Below are 17500 nucleotides of genomic sequence, written 5' to 3' on the forward strand. Positions count from 1 at the left end.
AGCTATGTGCGGACGGGATAAGTGCTGAAAGCATCTAAGCATGAAGCCCCCCTCAAGATGAGATTTCCCATTCCGCAAGGAAGTAAGATCCCTGAAAGATGATCAGGTTGATAGGTCTGAGGTGGAAGTGTGGCGACACATGGAGCTGACAGATACTAATCGATCGAGGACTTAACCACATTTTGAATGATGTCATACCTGTTATCTAGTTTTGAGAGAACACCTCTCTAAAGGCGGAAAGGTAAGGAAACTCCGCTAAGGGCTCTCACATCCTGTGAGAAACGCCCAGTACCTTCATCCTGAAGGCATTTGTTTGGTGGCGATAGCGAAGAGGTCACACCCGTTCCCATACCGAACACGGAAGTTAAGCTCTTCAGCGCCGATGGTAGTCGGGGGTTTCCCCCTGTGAGAGTAGGACGCCGCCAAGCAAGTTTAAACCCAACTCATTGAGTTGGGTTTTTTGTTTGTTAAGAATGAAGAAGAAACTGTGAAGCGTATTTAGGGAATTTCTTTTCTGTTACTAATAAAAACTGCTGGATTAACACGTAGTCGTCACTTATATGCTGTGTCAATAACTCATACCACCATTCTGTTTCATACCTTGCAATCATCCCAACGTTGTACAAAATTAAATAATGAATTGTCATTTCGGGAAGTCTCAGAAATTGCTCCCTTTGAGAAGGGATGTAATATTGGTTCTTTTCCATGTCAAACAATAAGCTGGTCGACGTCCATGGCTCCTTGTCTTGCGGTGAAATTTCAAACAGCAGCCCGTGTTCATTTTTCTTTGCGAAAGACCATTGAAAATGATGGGACATATATTCAGCAAACCTTGAATCAGACATTTTATAATCGATGACTACTTCCTCTGGTACAAAAATTTTGTTCTTATCCTTCTCAACTTTTGTCATAAAATGTTCTTTCTGCTGAAAGTAGAAAATATCACTTAGTTCTGGAACCCCCATTAACAATTTTTTCATGGTATACCGTTCATCTACTATATCTGATTGTCCGAATAAATGTTTCATAAAATGTACGCATAGGCCGTTCCGTTGTATTTTCACTTCATCGTCGCTAAAACAATAATTTTGTTTCTTTCGTTTTCTTGTTGTTACGCCATGTGCCAGTACTGATGTATGGCTTGGATAATGGGGATCACGTGTTATTAGACATGCTTTGATAAGTTGTGCCATTCCATAAAATAAAAGGATCGGTTTGATTTCTAATGGGGAATATGCAGCTTGTTTATAAAACGATTCGGCATGCTTTAAGAAATAAATAAACCGTTCACTGTTTTTAAAAGAGTTTTTTTTCGCATCATCAATACCGTTTGAGACATAAACCTTTTCTAGAAATTTCTGGGTTGATTCAACGGAGTAAAATAGCGCTAAGTCTTTCCACTCATGATATGTCATGTGTATTTCTTAATCCTTTCCGTTATCTAAATATTTCAACTCTTTCTCGCTTCCTTGACATGCTCTTGGCTAGTTGATAATCTACATATAATATTTTGCCGAAAAGAGGGGGATTTACTAATGTGGGAAAGTAAATTTTCAAAAGAAGGCTTAACGTTCGACGATGTGCTGCTTGTGCCAGCAAAATCCGAGGTACTTCCGCGTGATGTGGATTTATCTGTAGAACTTACAAAAACGTTAAAGCTAAATATTCCTGTCATCAGCGCAGGTATGGACACTGTAACAGAATCAGCAATGGCAATTGCAATGGCAAGACAGGGCGGCTTGGGCATCATTCACAAAAATATGTCCATTGAACAGCAGGCTGAACAAGTTGATAAAGTAAAGCGTTCTGAGCGCGGCGTTATCACAAATCCCTTCTTTTTAACTCCTGATCACCAAGTATTTGATGCGGAGCATTTGATGGGGAAATACAGAATTTCCGGTGTTCCGATTGTAAATAACGAAGAAGACCAGAAGCTTGTTGGAATTATTACAAACCGTGACCTTCGCTTTATTTCTGACTACTCAATGAAAATCAGCGATGTCATGACAAAAGAAGAGCTTGTTACTGCATCTGTAGGAACTACTCTGGATGAAGCTGAAAAGATTTTGCAGAAACATAAAATTGAAAAGCTTCCTCTCGTAGATGACCAGAACAAATTAAAAGGTCTTATCACAATTAAAGATATTGAAAAAGTCATTGAGTTCCCGAACTCATCTAAAGACATTCACGGCCGTCTGATCGTTGGTGCGGCAGTTGGCGTAACTGGTGATACAATGACTCGCGTCAAAAAGCTTGTTGAAGCCAATGTTGATGTGATTGTTATCGATACAGCTCACGGACATTCTCAAGGCGTTTTAAACACAGTCACAAAAATCCGTGAAACGTATCCTGAATTAAATATTATCGCTGGTAACGTGGCAACTGCTGAAGCAACAAGAGCGCTTATCGAGGCTGGAGCAGACGTTGTCAAAGTTGGAATCGGACCTGGTTCAATTTGTACTACACGTGTTGTAGCTGGTGTCGGTGTTCCGCAAATTACAGCAATTTATGATTGTGCGACTGAAGCAAGAAAACACGGCAAAACAATCATCGCTGACGGCGGAATTAAATTCTCTGGCGATATCACTAAAGCGTTGGCAGCCGGCGGACATGCTGTTATGCTCGGAAGCTTGCTTGCAGGCACATCGGAAAGCCCAGGCGAAACTGAAATCTACCAAGGCAGAAGGTTTAAAGTATACCGTGGAATGGGATCAGTTGCTGCAATGGAAAAAGGAAGTAAGGACCGTTACTTCCAAGAAGAAAACAAAAAATTTGTACCTGAAGGAATTGAAGGACGCACACCTTACAAAGGACCAGTTGAAGAAACTGTTTATCAGCTAGTTGGAGGCCTTCGTTCCGGTATGGGATATTGCGGATCTAAAGATCTTCGTGCGCTAAGAGAAGAAGCTCAGTTCATTCGCATGACTGGAGCAGGACTTCGCGAAAGCCATCCGCATGACGTACAGATTACAAAAGAATCACCTAACTATACAATTTCATAATAAATTGTTACAAATTAAAAACATTTGACAGGGTCTCTGACTCTGTCTATTTTTTTTATACTGATTATGATAAAATTTATACTGTTGTGCATTGAAAATGTCCTTAACGGCTTAATTATAGATGAAGAAAATGAAATACGGAGGTCGTACGATTGAACATCAAGAAATGTAAACAGCTACTGATGTCATTGGTTGTGTTAACCCTAGCTGTCACGTGTCTGGCTCCAATGTCAAAAGCAAAAGCAGCCAGCGATCCAATTGATATCAATGCATCTGCTGCTATTATGATCGAAGCTTCTTCAGGTAAAATTCTGTACAGTAAAAATGCAGATAAGAGACTGCCAATTGCGAGTATGACAAAAATGATGACAGAATATCTGTTATTAGAAGCAATTGATCAAGGTAAAGTGAAATGGGACCAAACCTATACGCCTGATGACTATGTGTATGAAATTTCCCAAGATAACAGCTTATCAAACGTTCCTCTTCGGAAAGACGGGAAATACACAGTAAAAGAATTATATCAAGCTACAGCAATTTATTCTGCAAATGCTGCTGCTATTGCGATTGCAGAAATCGTTGCCGGTTCTGAAACTAAGTTTGTTGAAAAAATGAATGCAAAAGCAAAAGAACTAGGCTTAACAGATTACAAATTTGTTAATGCAACAGGTCTTGAGAATAAAGACCTTCACGGGCATCAGCCTGAGGGGACAAGCGTAAATGAAGAGAGTGAAGTTTCTGCAAAGGATATGGCGATTCTTGCGGATCACTTAATTACTGACTACCCTGAGATTCTGGAGACTTCCAGTATCGCCAAAACGAAATTCAGAGAAGGCACCGATGATGAAATGGATATGCCGAACTGGAACTTTATGCTGAAGGGGCTTGTTAGCGAGTATAAAAAAGCGACTGTAGACGGGCTGAAAACAGGTTCTACTGACTCTGCGGGTTCATGCTTTACAGGAACAGCTGAACGCAACGGTATGCGTGTCATCACTGTTGTATTAAACGCAAAGGGCAACCTTCATACAGGCCGTTTCGATGAAACAAAAAAAATGTTTGATTATGCTTTCGACAATTTCTCCATGAAAGAAATTTATGCTAAAGGCGATCAAGTAAAAGGCCATAAAACAATTTCAGTTGATAAGGGTAAAGAGAAAGAAGTAGGCATTGTGACAAACAAGGCGTTCTCTCTTCCTGTCAAAAATGGTGAAGAAAAGAATTACAAAGCGAAGGTCACATTGAATAAAGACAACTTAACTGCTCCTGTGAAAAAAGGAACCAAGGTTGGGAAGCTGACTGCGGAATACACAGGTGATGAAAAGGATTACGGATTCCTTAACAGCGATCTGGCTGGCGTAGACCTTGTGACAAAAGAAAATGTAGAAAAAGCAAACTGGTTTGTTCTGACAATGCGCAGTATCGGCGGATTTTTCGCCGGTATTTGGGGAAGTATTGTTGATACGGTAACCGGCTGGTTTTAATCAATTGAAAGAGCTCTGATGGATGTTAGGGCTCTTTCGCTTAATATACTGAAAAAACCCAATTTTTAATAAAAAATGATTTTCAAAGCGCCAAAAACCGAATAAAATAATATATATCCATATGAAATATTGGATTTCTAGGATACAATAAGGATTAGAAATCATATAACTATACCTTGATTAGGGGGACCAAGAAATGGCTCAAACAGGTACTGAACGTGTAAAACGCGGAATGGCAGAAATGCAAAAAGGCGGCGTCATCATGGACGTCATTAATGCGGAACAAGCGAAAATTGCTGAAGAAGCTGGAGCTGTCGCTGTAATGGCGCTAGAACGTGTGCCGGCTGATATTCGTGCGGCTGGAGGAGTTGCCCGTATGGCTGACCCTACAATCGTGGAAGAAGTAATGAATGCAGTATCTATCCCGGTAATGGCAAAAGCGCGTATCGGACATATTGTTGAAGCGCGTGTGCTTGAAGCTATGGGTGTTGACTATATTGATGAAAGTGAAGTTCTGACTCCTGCTGACGAAGAATTTCATTTAAATAAAAATGAATACACAGTTCCTTTTGTTTGTGGCTGCCGCGATCTTGGTGAAGCAACACGCCGTATTGCGGAAGGCGCTTCTATGCTTCGTACTAAAGGTGAGCCTGGAACGGGTAATATTGTTGAGGCTGTTCGCCATATGCGCAAAGTTAACGCTCAAGTACGCAAAGTAGTTGCGATGAGTGAGGATGAACTCATGACAGAAGCGAAAAACTTAGGTGCTCCTTACGAGCTTCTTCTTCAAATTAAAAAAGACGGCAAACTTCCTGTCGTTAACTTTGCCGCTGGCGGCGTAGCAACTCCAGCTGATGCTGCTCTCATGATGCAGCTTGGTGCTGATGGAGTATTTGTTGGTTCTGGTATTTTCAAATCAGATAACCCTGCTAAATTTGCGAAAGCAATTGTGGAAGCAACAACTCACTTCACTGATTACAAATTGATCGCTGAGCTGTCAAAAGAGCTCGGTACTGCAATGAAAGGGATTGAAATCTCAAACTTACTTCCAGAACAGCGTATGCAAGAACGCGGCTGGTAAGAATATAGGAGTGCTGCTGACATGTTAACAATAGGTGTACTAGGACTTCAAGGAGCAGTTAGAGAGCACATCCATGCGATTGAAGCATGCGGAGCAGCTGGTCTTGTCGTAAAACGTCCGGAGCAGCTGAACGAAATTGACGGGTTGATTGTGCCGGGCGGTGAGAGCACGACGATGCGCCGTTTGATCGATACGTATCAATTCATGGACCCGCTTCGTGAATTCGCTGCTCAGGGTAAGCCGATGTTTGGAACATGTGCCGGATTAATTATATTAGCAAAAGAAATTGCTGGTTCAGATAATCCTCATTTAGCCCTTTTGAATGTGGTTGTAGAACGCAATTCATTTGGCCGGCAGGTTGACAGCTTTGAAGCGGATTTAACAATTAAAGGCTTGGATGAGCCTTTTACTGGGGTATTCATCCGTGCGCCGCATATTTTAGAAGCTGGTGAAAATGTTGAAGTTCTATCGGAGCATAATGGCCGTATTGTAGCCGCGAAACAGGGGCAATTCCTTGGCTGCTCATTCCATCCGGAACTGACGGAAGATCACCGAGTGACACAACTGTTTGTTCAAATGGTTGAGGAATACAAACAGAAGGCACTTGTATAAAACAGTTGAAAGCTGTGGAAACTTATAGTACATTATAAGCACAAATAAAGATCGAAAAGCGTTGATAGGAACTAGTAGGGAGCCTCTCTTTCTAAGAGAGCCGATGGTTGGTGCGAATCGGTGAAAGATGCTGTCTGAATCCATCCTTGAGCGAAATGCTGAAAGAAGTAGGCATTTACGGGATAACCGTTATGTGTGAAAGTGGAAAACGAGTCATTGATTTGTTTTCAATCAGGGTGGCAACGCGAGAGCTCTCGTCCCTTTATGGGGATGAGGGCTCTTTTTATTTTCGACAAATCAATAAAAAGGAGTGTTTCGCATGCTTGATACGAAAATGCTGAGAGCAAATTTTCAAGAGATTAAAGCGAAGCTTGTTCACAAAGGCGAAGACTTAACTGATTTTGATAAGTTTGAGACGTTAGATGACAGACGAAGAGAGCTTATCGGCAAGGTTGAAGAGTTAAAAGGAAAACGGAATGAAGTGTCTCAGCAGGTTGCTGTGCTGAAACGTGAGAAAAAAGACGCGGACCACATTATTAAAGAAATGCGTGAAGTCGGCGAAGAAATTAAAAAACTTGATGAAGAATTAAGAACAGTGGAAGCTGAGCTTGATACAATTCTTCTTTCCATCCCGAATATTCCGCATGAGTCTGTACCTGTCGGTGAAACAGAAGACGACAACATAGAAGTGCGTAAATGGGGTGAAAAACCTTCATTTGCTTACGAGCCAAAGCCGCACTGGGATATTGCGGATGAGCTGGGTATTCTGGATTTCGAACGTGCTGCCAAAGTAACAGGAAGCCGTTTCGTGTTCTATAAAGGGTTAGGTGCTCGTCTGGAGCGCGCGCTTTATAACTTTATGCTTGATCTGCATGTGGATGAGTATAACTATACTGAAGTGATCCCGCCATATATGGTTAACCGTGCGAGCATGACGGGAACGGGGCAGCTTCCTAAATTTGAAGAGGATGCATTTAAAATCAGGGAGGAAGATTACTTCTTAATTCCGACTGCAGAGGTACCGATTACAAACATGCATCGCGATGAAATCTTTTCAGGTGACAGCCTGCCGATCAATTACGCGGCATTCAGTGCTTGCTTCCGTTCTGAAGCAGGTTCAGCAGGACGTGACACACGCGGATTAATTCGTCAGCACCAATTTAATAAAGTTGAGCTTGTGAAGTTTGTGAAGCCTGAGGATTCCTATGAGGAATTAGAGAAGCTTACAAACCAAGCAGAACGGGTTCTTCAGCTGCTTGAGCTCCCATACCGCGTCATGAGCATGTGTACGGGTGACTTAGGCTTTACGGCTGCGAAAAAATACGATATCGAGGTTTGGATTCCGAGCCAAGACACATACCGAGAAATCTCTTCTTGCAGTAACTTCGAAGCGTTCCAGGCAAGACGTGCGAACATTCGTTTTAGACGTGAAGCGAAAGGCAAGCCTGAGCATGTACACACACTGAACGGTTCAGGACTGGCGGTTGGAAGAACAGTTGCCGCTATCTTAGAAAATTATCAGCAGGAAGACGGAAGCGTTGTGATTCCGAAGGTGCTTCGTCCTTATATGGGGAATAGAGAAGTAATGAAACCATAAATGAATTAAAGGCGTGCCTAACAAGGTGCGCCTTTTTGCTTATAAAAACACGACATTTTCGTAAAAACAAAAAAAGTTTTTAAAAATGCTTGACCACATGAGAACATACATGATATAGTAAGTCTTGTCGATACGGAGGAATACCCAAGTCCGGCTGAAGGGATCGGTCTTGAAAACCGACAGGGGTGTCAAAGCCCGCGGGGGTTCGAATCCCTCTTCCTCCGCCATATTGATTTTAATTCTAATGAAACACAAGCATATATTGGAGATTGTTTTGTCCGTTGCATTCGGTGCAACGGATTTTTTATTATAATGAAAAAGTGAATCTCAGTCGAGATTCACTTTTTTTGATTATCATGAATAACGGAAGCAATTTGATCTACAATATTTTCAATCGAGTTTTTGTCGTTCAGCAGATCATAATCTTCAATGCGAAGTTTTAAAACAGGGCAGGCGTTAAAACCGCTTATCCAGTTTTCATAGCGTGTATGCATTTCTTCCCAATATGACCGGCTAGTCTGAAGCTCCATCTCACGGCCGCGTTGTTCAATCCGGTTTAAAATGTTCTCCAGATCTCCTTCTAAGTAGATCAACACATCTGGGTGCGGGAAGTACGGTGTCATTACCATTGCTTCAAAAAGACTTGTGTAAGTCTTATAATCAACCTTTGACATTGTCCCTTTATCAGCATGCATTTTTGCGAAAATCCCTGTATCTTCATAAATCGAACGATCCTGTACAAATCCTCCGCCTGCTTCAAAAATCGTTTTCTGTTCTTTGAAGCGTTCAGCTAAGAAATAAATTTGAAGGTGAAAGCTCCAACGTTCAAAATCATGATAGAACTTTTCCAAGTATGGATTATGATCGACTTCCTCCAAAGATGTTTTAAATCCAAGCCGTTTAGCTAAAGTTTTGGTTAAAGTTGATTTTCCGACACCTACTGTTCCTGCTACTGTAATAATTGAATTCTTAGGGATATGATGTTCCTTCATACGATAAGCTCCTTTACATGGGCGGCAATGCGTTCAAAGTCGCTCTTATTCAAAACGAAATCCTTTGAATCACCATCTACGGTTAACACTGTAAGGTCAGGATCTGCTTCCTGCAGCTGCTTGATGGCGACTTCATAATCTGAAATCAACTGCTCCAAATAGCTTGTTTCAATTTTTTTCTCAAAGGGACGCCCGCGTTTTTCAATGCGGTGTAGCAATGTAGGCAGACTGGCCTTTATGTAAATGATGAAATTCGGCTTTGGCAGATCATCCGTTAGCAGGTGATAGATCTTTTTGTACTTTTCCAGCTGATGTTGAGACAAGGTGCGTTCCGCAAAAATCACATTTTTATAAATATGATAATCAGCTATCACAGGCTGTCCCTTTTTTAAAAAGTGATCACTGGTGTCTTCAAGCTGTTTGTATCTGTGACAAAGAAAAAACATCTCGAGCTGGAAGCTCCATTCCTCTATATTGTCATAAAACTTATCAAGGTACGGGTTATCCTCTACAATCTCATTGATCATAGGGAATCCGAACTCTTGTGAGAGCATCGTTGCGAGGGTTGTTTTTCCTGCCCCGATAGGACCTTCTATTGCAATAAAAGGGGCTGTATTCATCGGAATCCTCCTTATATCTGAAAAACGTGCGTCAGTTACCGACCTTCATATTGTATCACAACCCTTGGGTGCCCCCATGAAAAAAAGACGTTTCCAATTTATCGAAACGTCAATTTGACAACATTAAATTGATCAGACAGCAGCAGCCAGTTTTGTGGGAAGGAAAGACCCAGCTTCCAATAGCTGATGCCTCTTAAATTCAGTTCTTTAATCAGATTGAATTTTGCTTGGATTGAGCGGGCATCCTCGAACCATACCTCGTGCCTTCTGTTTTGTGCATCAGTATAGCGGAAGAAAGGAGCTTGAGCGGTTTCGTCATACTGAATGGAAGCATTGTTCTGATCAGCTATGACAATGGCTTGCTGAGGGCTTACTGCTCTTGCCGGAGTTCCCCCTGCTTTATATGGCAACGTCCAGTCATATCCATATAAATTCTGGCCCATGACGATTTTGTTCGCTGGCATTTCAGTCAAAGCATATTCTATGACATCCCGGACAGGGCCAATTGGAGAAACTGCTTGAGCCGGCCCGCCGCTATAGCCCCATTCATATGTCATGAGAACAACAAAGTCGACAATTTGGCCATGTGCCCTGTAATCATGAGCTTCATACCATCTGCCCTGCTGTGTTGCACTTGTTTTAGGAGCTAGAGCCGTGGAAATTCCTAAGCCTTCTCGATGGAAAAGATCCCTCGCTTCGCGCAGAAATTGATTATAGGCTTCTCTATCCTCGGGCCGCAAATATTCAAAGTCGAAATGAATGTCACGGAAGCCATACCTTCTGGCGTTCTCGACTATTTCATTTAGAAGCCTTCTTTTTACAGTTTCGTCGTTCAAAAGGATCCGTCCGAGCTCATCGCTAAATGCTTGGTTTTCTAAGTTCGTTATAATCATCATCAATGTTGTATTTTGACTTTCTGTAATGCTCCTTAAATTCGTTAAAGGCGGTGCGACTAATGTTCCGTTACGCTGTGCCTGGAAACTGAATGTGCCCAAGTACGTTAAGTAGGGCGACGCTTCTCTGGCCGCCTGCTGGAGATTTTCGCTGACTTGATTTCCGCGTGGCTCCAAATAAGCATTTGATTCGATATCCCGTTTAGGAGCTGGAGGGATGTATAAACGGAAACCAATCTGAAGCACGGTATTTAATTGGATGCGGTTAACCCTGGCGAGCTCGGCTGCTGTTGTATTGAACTGCCGGGCGATGGATGTCAGGGTATCACCTCGCTTCACATCATAGAACTGGCCGGCAATTGGAATGACGATGGTTTGTCCGACAACAAGGCTGTCGGGATTCGGTATTTCATTCGTTTCTGCGATCTCACTTACGGTTGTTCTGTGTTGTGAAGCGATAGCAGAAAGAGTGTCGCCTTGTTTTACTACATAAATTTGAATGAAAAACGCCTCCTTTCATATCGCTATCAATGTATGAAAGAAAAGCGCTGATCATGTTTATTTTTCTGTAATTTGTTTTTCCGTCGTAATTTCTGCGAAAAGAACATTCTCCATCATAGTTAAGGCGAATTCATTATCCTCGTCACTGTTTGAGGCGATGCAGTCCTTAGGAATTGTGATGCTGTATTCCCTCATGTAAGCGTCATTAGCGGTAAACAGCACACATATATTGCCGGCTATACCTGTTATGATGATTTGTCTCACCTGCAATTCAGTCAGAAGAGTATGAAGTGCAGTTTCGTAAAAAGCGGAATGTTTAGGTTTGATTAAAAAATAATCAGCATCTTCCGGAGCTATCTTTGTGATGATATCCTTGCTTTTTTCATTTGTACATTCTTGCTGAATATTTTTAATATCAGCTTGCCATAGTCCATAATGATCGTTGATGTAAATAATCGGCCAGTCATTTTGTCTCGCGTGCTCCTTTAATGATAAAATATGAGGAACGATTTTTTCTGTTTTTTTAGCGAGGGTTTCTCCCATATCGAATTCAAAATTATTGATCATGTCTACAATGAGAAGGGCTGTGTCTGCTTTGGACAATCGACAGTCTCCTTTCCGTTTCAGTTATAGTTAATATGTAGCCTTTTTAGGCAATGAAAAAACTTTGAAAAGAGAGCTTATTCTAATGACACAAGATGAACTTTATATGAAAGAAGCAATTAAAGAAGCGAAAAAGGCTGGAGAGAAAGGTGAAGTGCCAATAGGCGCGGTGCTTGTCGTTAATGATGAAATTATAGCGCGTGCACATAATTTAAGAGAGACGGAGCAGCGATCGATCGCTCATGCAGAAATGCTCGTGATTGATGAAGCGTGTAAGGCATTGGGAACATGGCGGCTGGAAGGGGCGACTCTTTATGTGACGCTCGAGCCTTGTCCAATGTGTGCTGGTGCCGTTGTGCTTTCACGAGTGGAAAAAGTGGTATTTGGCGCATTCGATCCGAAAGGAGGTTGTTCAGGTACGTTAATGAATCTTCTTCAGGAGGAACGCTTTAATCATCAGGCTGAAGTGGTGAGCGGTGTGCTTGAGGAAGAATGCGGCGGAATGCTCAGTGCGTTTTTCAGAGAACTAAGAAAAAAGAAGAAAGCTGCCAGGAAAAACTTGTCTGAATAGTACGGTTGCAATTTTTAGGGGAAACAGATATACTTAAGTGTGCATCGTAATAGATGCAACATAAAATTTGATATTTATTTTGCCGTGCTAAGCGGGGAGGTAGCGGTGCCCTGTACCTGCAATCCGCTCTAGCAGGGCCGAATCCCTTCTCGAGGTTCGTTTACTTTAAGGCCTGCCTTAAGTAAGTGGTGTTGACGCTTGGGTCCTGCGCAATGGGAATTCATGAACCATGTCAGGTCCGGAAGGAAGCAGCATTAAGTGAAACCTCTCATGTGCCGCAGGGTTGCCTGGGCCGAGCTAACTGCTTAAGTAACGCTTAGGGTAGCGAATCGACAGAAGGTGCACGGTAAATCAATCATCAAATTTTCAGACTCACCTAAGATTAGGTGAGTCTTTTGTTATGTAAAAAGAGCTTTTGGAATCGAAACAAGGTTCATGTATAATGGGAATGATGAATAACGGAGGAGGGCAAACCCGTGAGTTACCAAGCTTTATATCGAGTATTCAGGCCTCAGCGCTTTGAAGATGTGGTCGGACAAGAGCACATTACAAAAACGCTGCAAAATGCCCTTTTGCAAAAAAAGTTTTCTCACGCCTATCTGTTTTCCGGGCCTAGAGGAACCGGAAAAACCAGTGCAGCCAAAATATTTGCCAAGGCTGTTAACTGTGAACATGCTCCTGTTGATGAGCCATGCAACGAATGTGCGGCCTGTAAAGGGATAACAAACGGGTCGATATCCGATGTCATAGAAATTGATGCCGCTTCTAATAACGGTGTTGATGAGATTCGTGATATTCGCGATAAAGTGAAGTTTGCCCCATCGGCTGTCACGTATAAGGTATATATCATAGATGAGGTGCATATGCTTTCTATCGGCGCCTTTAATGCATTACTAAAAACATTAGAAGAGCCGCCGGAACATTGTATTTTCATTCTAGCAACAACTGAACCGCACAAAATTCCTTTAACCATTATCTCCAGGTGTCAGCGTTTTGACTTTAAACGAATTACCTCCCAAGCGATTGTAGGGCGCATGAATAAAATTGTTGATGCCGAACAGCTGCAAGTGGAGGAAGGATCGCTGGATATTATTGCGAGTGCTGCGGACGGAGGGATGAGGGATGCCCTGAGCCTTCTTGATCAGGCCGTATCATTCAGCGGTGATGTCCTGAAAGTCGAGGATGCGCTTTTGATTACGGGTGCTGTTTCTCAATTGTATATCGGGAAGCTTGCGCAATCCTTGCATGATAAAAATGTTTCTGACGCACTGGAAACATTAAATGAATTGCTGCAGCAAGGGAAAGATCCAGCTAAGCTGATAGAAGATATGATTTTCTATTTCAGGGATATGCTGCTGTATAAAACAGCTCCTGGCTTAGAGGGAGTGCTTGAAAAAGTAAAAGTCGATGAAACGTTCCGGGTACTAAGTGAACAAATTCCGGCTCAGGCCATATATGAAATGATTGATATTCTGAACAAGAGCCATCAGGAAATGAAATGGACAAATCATCCGCGTATCTTTTTCGAAGTGGCCGTGGTGAAGATTTGCCAAACCTCACATCAATCTGCTGCTGACCTCCCGGAAGTGGACATGCTGATGAAAAAAATTCAGCAACTTGAACAGGAAGTAGAGCGGCTTAAAACAACGGGCATAAAAGCGGCTGCGGAAAGCCCCAAAAAAGAAACGCCGCGTGTGCCAAAGGGCGGGAAATCCAATTACAAAGCGCCAGTAGGCAGAATCCATGAAATTTTGAAAGAAGCCACAAGACCTGATCTTGATCTGCTTAGAAACAGCTGGGGCAAGCTTCTTGCACATCTCAAACAGCAAAACAAAGTATCACATGCCGCTTTGCTGAATGACAGTGAACCTGTGGCTGCCGCCTCCGCGGCATTTGTCCTGAAATTCAAATATGAAATTCATTGTAAAATGGTTGCTGAGGATAACAACGGAGTCCGAACTAATCTTGAGCAGATTTTAGAATCGATGCTCGGAAAAAGAATGGATTTGATTGGCGTTCCAGAAGCACAATGGGGTAAAATAAGAGAAGAATTTTTAGAAGATCATCAGCAGGAAAATGAAGGATCAAATGAACCGGCTGAAGAAGACCCGCTTATTGCCGAAGCGAAAAAGCTTGTCGGAGCGGATTTAATTGAAATAAAAGACTAACAAAATGAAAGAGAGTGAATGCTATGCGTGGCGGAATGGGTAATATGCAAAAAATGATGAAACAAATGCAAAAAATGCAAAAGGACATGGCGAAGGCTCAAGAAGAGCTTGCAGAAAAGGTTGTTGAAGGAACTGCAGGCGGCGGTATGGTAACAGTAAAAGCAAACGGCCAAAAAGAAATCCTGGATGTTATCATCAAAGAAGAAGTCGTTGATCCGGAAGATATTGATATGCTTCAAGATTTAGTGCTTGCTGCAACGAATGAAGCTTTGAAAAAAGTTGACGAAATCACAAACGAAACAATGGGTCAATTTACAAAAGGAATGAACATGCCAGGTTTATTCTAGGGGGATAAAAGAACATGCAATATCCTGAACCAATATCAAAGCTGATAGACAGCTTTATGAAATTGCCAGGGATCGGACCGAAAACAGCGGTTCGTCTGGCTTTTTTTGTTCTAGGTATGAAAGAAGATGTGGTATTAGATTTTGCGAAAGCATTAGTAAATGCGAAACGCAATCTGACATATTGTTCAGTTTGCGGGCATATTACAGATCAGGACCCTTGCTATATATGTGAAGATACGCGCAGGGATAAATCTGTTATCTGTGTTGTGCAAGACCCAAAGGATGTTATCGCTATGGAGAAAATGAAGGAATACAATGGACAGTATCACGTTCTTCACGGCGCTATTTCTCCAATGGACGGCATCGGACCGGAGGATATTAAAATACCAGAATTGTTAAAACGATTACAGGATGATCAAGTGACAGAAGTGATTCTCGCGACAAACCCTAATATAGAAGGGGAAGCAACGGCGATGTATATATCAAGGCTCCTCAAGCCGTCTGGTATTAAGCTCTCCCGTATTGCCCACGGACTGCCCGTCGGCGGTGATTTGGAATATGCTGATGAGGTCACTCTTTCTAAAGCACTTGAAGGAAGACGTGAATTGTAAGGAGGAAAAAGCGATCCATGGGTTTTCTTCGCAAGAAAACATTGAGAAGAGAGTTTGATGAAAAACTAATCGAGCAGCTTTTTAAGCAAAAGGAAGAGTGGAACAGGCAGAAGAAGCTGGTCGAAAAAAGCTTAGAACCGTCTGCTGAAGTGTTATACGAACTGAAAGTAGCTGAAGCGAAGTATTTTTTTTACTTAAGGGAAGCGAAGCAGCGAAATTTAAAAATCAGCCGGTGGAAGTAAGTGGTCTAAACTCCTGGATCTTCTCATAAGCTTGTACTAGAACAAGCGAAGGAGATGAGAAGATTCATGGAGCCTATTTTTATTGTTGGAGTTATTTTGGGACTGGTTATTCTTCTTTTTTTATCAGGTTCAGCTGCAAAGCCTTTAAAGTGGATTGGCATCACAGCTGTTAAATTTGTAGCGGGTGCTTTGCTGCTGGTTTGTGTAAATATGTTTGGCGGCAGTCTTGGCATTCATGTGCCGATTAATCTAGCCACAACAGCTATCAGCGGGATTTTAGGAATACCGGGAATAGCTGCGTTAGTCGTCATTAAGCAATTTATTATTTAATTGATATTATGTATTGACTTCGATAAATGAAGGTGTTATTATAGTATACGTCGCTGATGACGAACGGCTTTTTTGAAAAGGGAATAATAAAAAATTGTTGACAGTAGCGACAATAAATGTTATGATAATAAAGTCGCTTAAAGAGCGGTGGATAAAGTTCTTTGAAAACTAAACAAGACAAAACGTACCTGTTAATTCATTTTTTATAAATCGCACAGCGATGTGCGTAGTCAGTCAAACTACTTTATCGGAGAGTTTGATCCTGGCTCAGGACGAACGCTGGCGGCGTGCCTAATACATGCAAGTCGAGCGGACAGATGGGAGCTTGCTCCCTGATGTTAGCGGCGGACGGGTGAGTAACACGTGGGTAACCTGCCTGTAAGACTGGGATAACTCCGGGAAACCGGGGCTAATACCGGATGCTTGTTTGAACCGCATGGTTCAAACATAAAAGGTGGCTTCGGCTACCACTTACAGATGGACCCGCGGCGCATTAGCTAGTTGGTGAGGTAATGGCTCACCAAGGCAACGATGCGTAGCCGACCTGAGAGGGTGATCGGCCACACTGGGACTGAGACACGGCCCAGACTCCTACGGGAGGCAGCAGTAGGGAATCTTCCGCAATGGACGAAAGTCTGACGGAGCAACGCCGCGTGAGTGATGAAGGTTTTCGGATCGTAAAGCTCTGTTGTTAGGGAAGAACAAGTACCGTTCGAATAGGGCGGTACCTTGACGGTACCTAACCAGAAAGCCACGGCTAACTACGTGCCAGCAGCCGCGGTAATACGTAGGTGGCAAGCGTTGTCCGGAATTATTGGGCGTAAAGGGCTCGCAGGCGGTTTCTTAAGTCTGATGTGAAAGCCCCCGGCTCAACCGGGGAGGGTCATTGGAAACTGGGGAACTTGAGTGCAGAAGAGGAGAGTGGAATTCCACGTGTAGCGGTGAAATGCGTAGAGATGTGGAGGAACACCAGTGGCGAAGGCGACTCTCTGGTCTGTAACTGACGCTGAGGAGCGAAAGCGTGGGGAGCGAACAGGATTAGATACCCTGGTAGTCCACGCCGTAAACGATGAGTGCTAAGTGTTAGGGGGTTTCCGCCCCTTAGTGCTGCAGCTAACGCATTAAGCACTCCGCCTGGGGAGTACGGTCGCAAGACTGAAACTCAAAGGAATTGACGGGGGCCCGCACAAGCGGTGGAGCATGTGGTTTAATTCGAAGCAACGCGAAGAACCTTACCAGGTCTTGACATCCTCTGACAATCCTAGAGATAGGACGTCCCCTTCGGGGGCAGAGTGACAGGTGGTGCATGGTTGTCGTCAGCTCGTGTCGTGAGATGTTGGGTTAAGTCCCGCAACGAGCGCAACCCTTGATCTTAGTTGCCAGCATTCAGTTGGGCACTCTAAGGTGACTGCCGGTGACAAACCGGAGGAAGGTGGGGATGACGTCAAATCATCATGCCCCTTATGACCTGGGCTACACACGTGCTACAATGGACAGAACAAAGGGCAGCGAAACCGCGAGGTTAAGCCAATCCCACAAATCTGTTCTCAGTTCGGATCGCAGTCTGCAACTCGACTGCGTGAAGCTGGAATCGCTAGTAATCGCGGATCAGCATGCCGCGGTGAATACGTTCCCGGGCCTTGTACACACCGCCCGTCACACCACGAGAGTTTGTAACACCCGAAGTCGGTGAGGTAACCTTTTAGGAGCCAGCCGCCGAAGGTGGGACAGATGATTGGGGTGAAGTCGTAACAAGGTAGCCGTATCGGAAGGTGCGGCTGGATCACCTCCTTTCTAAGGATATTATACGGAATATAAGACCTTGGGTCTTATAAACAGAACGTTC

At 43.1% G+C, this 17500-nt stretch carries 16 protein-coding genes, 1 tRNA gene, 3 rRNA genes, 1 other RNA gene and 1 other annotated feature (1 of these 22 running past the window's edge); of the genes, 16 read left to right on the forward strand and 5 right to left on the reverse strand.

The window, feature by feature from the left end:
* Together CDO84_RS20325 and rrf are read left to right on the forward strand one after the other, a co-directional pair.
* Positions 1-179: ribosomal RNA gene (locus CDO84_RS20325) — 23S ribosomal RNA — on the forward strand; it begins 2749 nt to the left of the window's first position.
* A gap of 133 nt (positions 180-312) precedes the next feature.
* Positions 313-428 (forward strand): 5S ribosomal RNA (rrf, locus tag CDO84_RS20330).
* A gap of 39 nt (positions 429-467) precedes the next feature.
* On the opposite strand, the gene CDO84_RS20335 is transcribed toward rrf, so the two are convergent.
* On the reverse strand, positions 468-1415 hold the full coding sequence (locus CDO84_RS20335; RefSeq protein ID WP_040081109.1) for a YaaC family protein: 948 nt from the start codon (positions 1413-1415) through the stop codon (positions 468-470).
* A 120-nt stretch (positions 1416-1535) separates the two neighbouring features.
* Between CDO84_RS20335 and guaB the strand changes: the two genes are divergently transcribed.
* From guaB to CDO84_RS20365, 6 genes are all read left to right on the forward strand, one after another.
* Positions 1536-3002 carry an IMP dehydrogenase gene (gene guaB, locus CDO84_RS20340; RefSeq protein ID WP_003226803.1) on the forward strand — a complete coding sequence of 489 codons (1467 nt, stop codon included), beginning with the start codon at positions 1536-1538 and terminating at the stop codon, positions 3000-3002.
* Positions 3003-3154: 152 nt separating this feature from the next.
* Positions 3155-4486 (forward strand): D-alanyl-D-alanine carboxypeptidase, encoded by a 1332-nt coding sequence (gene dacA, locus CDO84_RS20345; protein WP_040081107.1) that lies wholly within the window; start codon positions 3155-3157, stop codon positions 4484-4486.
* Between the two features lie 196 nt (positions 4487-4682).
* Positions 4683-5567 (forward strand): pyridoxal 5'-phosphate synthase lyase subunit PdxS, encoded by an 885-nt coding sequence (gene pdxS, locus CDO84_RS20350; protein ID WP_003247145.1) that lies wholly within the window; start codon positions 4683-4685, stop codon positions 5565-5567.
* A gap of 21 nt (positions 5568-5588) precedes the next feature.
* Positions 5589-6179, forward strand: a complete 591-nt coding sequence (gene pdxT, locus CDO84_RS20355) for a pyridoxal 5'-phosphate synthase glutaminase subunit PdxT (protein WP_014662461.1) — start codon at positions 5589-5591, stop codon at positions 6177-6179.
* Positions 6180-6231: 52 nt separating this feature from the next.
* Positions 6232-6444: a binding site (T-box leader), on the forward strand.
* A 54-nt stretch (positions 6445-6498) separates the two neighbouring features.
* Complete coding sequence (serS, locus tag CDO84_RS20360) at positions 6499-7776, forward strand: serine--tRNA ligase (protein WP_040081104.1); 1278 nt, start codon at positions 6499-6501, stop codon at positions 7774-7776.
* Positions 7777-7910: 134 nt separating this feature from the next.
* A tRNA-Ser gene (locus CDO84_RS20365) sits at positions 7911-8003 on the forward strand.
* Positions 8004-8114: 111 nt separating this feature from the next.
* On the opposite strand, the gene dck is transcribed toward CDO84_RS20365, so the two are convergent.
* The 4 genes from dck to CDO84_RS20385 form a co-directional block, all read right to left on the reverse strand.
* On the reverse strand, positions 8115-8768 hold the full coding sequence (gene dck / locus CDO84_RS20370) for a deoxyadenosine/deoxycytidine kinase (RefSeq protein ID WP_040081103.1): 654 nt from the start codon (positions 8766-8768) through the stop codon (positions 8115-8117).
* Positions 8765-9388, reverse strand: coding sequence for a deoxyguanosine kinase (gene dgk, locus CDO84_RS20375; RefSeq protein WP_040081101.1), 624 nt, complete (start codon positions 9386-9388; stop codon positions 8765-8767). Before dgk ends, dck begins: the two co-directional genes overlap by 4 nt.
* 98 nt (positions 9389-9486) lie before the next feature.
* Positions 9487-10776, reverse strand: coding sequence for a glycoside hydrolase family 18 protein (locus CDO84_RS20380; RefSeq protein WP_082032931.1), 1290 nt, complete (start codon positions 10774-10776; stop codon positions 9487-9489).
* A gap of 63 nt (positions 10777-10839) precedes the next feature.
* Positions 10840-11385, reverse strand: a complete 546-nt coding sequence (locus tag CDO84_RS20385; protein WP_040081099.1) for a cysteine hydrolase family protein — start codon at positions 11383-11385, stop codon at positions 10840-10842.
* A gap of 85 nt (positions 11386-11470) precedes the next feature.
* On the opposite strand from CDO84_RS20385, the gene tadA reads away from it, so the two are divergent.
* From tadA to CDO84_RS20425, 8 genes are all read left to right on the forward strand, one after another.
* Positions 11471-11956, forward strand: coding sequence for a tRNA adenosine(34) deaminase TadA (gene tadA / locus CDO84_RS20390; protein WP_014662466.1), 486 nt, complete (start codon positions 11471-11473; stop codon positions 11954-11956).
* A gap of 82 nt (positions 11957-12038) precedes the next feature.
* Positions 12039-12303: signal recognition particle sRNA large type (gene ffs, locus CDO84_RS20395), an RNA gene on the forward strand.
* 129 nt (positions 12304-12432) lie between these two features.
* Entirely contained in the window at positions 12433-14124 is a 1692-nt protein-coding gene (dnaX, locus tag CDO84_RS20400; protein ID WP_040081097.1) for a DNA polymerase III subunit gamma/tau, read from the forward strand.
* Positions 14125-14147: 23 nt separating this feature from the next.
* Entirely contained in the window at positions 14148-14471 is a 324-nt protein-coding gene (locus tag CDO84_RS20405) for a YbaB/EbfC family nucleoid-associated protein (RefSeq protein WP_003225427.1), read from the forward strand.
* 14 nt (positions 14472-14485) lie between these two features.
* Positions 14486-15082, forward strand: coding sequence for a recombination protein RecR (gene recR, locus CDO84_RS20410; protein WP_003225425.1), 597 nt, complete (start codon positions 14486-14488; stop codon positions 15080-15082).
* 17 nt (positions 15083-15099) lie between these two features.
* Positions 15100-15324, forward strand: coding sequence for a YaaL family protein (locus CDO84_RS20415; protein WP_014112283.1), 225 nt, complete (start codon positions 15100-15102; stop codon positions 15322-15324).
* Between the two features lie 66 nt (positions 15325-15390).
* On the forward strand, positions 15391-15654 hold the full coding sequence (gene bofA, locus CDO84_RS20420; protein WP_040081093.1) for a sigma-K factor-processing regulator BofA: 264 nt from the start codon (positions 15391-15393) through the stop codon (positions 15652-15654).
* A 244-nt stretch (positions 15655-15898) separates the two neighbouring features.
* Positions 15899-17448, forward strand: a 16S ribosomal RNA gene (locus tag CDO84_RS20425).
* Positions 17449-17500 lie beyond the last annotated feature (52 nt).

The organism is Bacillus sp. MD-5, assembly GCF_002201875.1.
Classification (GTDB): domain Bacteria; phylum Bacillota; class Bacilli; order Bacillales; family Bacillaceae; genus Bacillus; species Bacillus stercoris.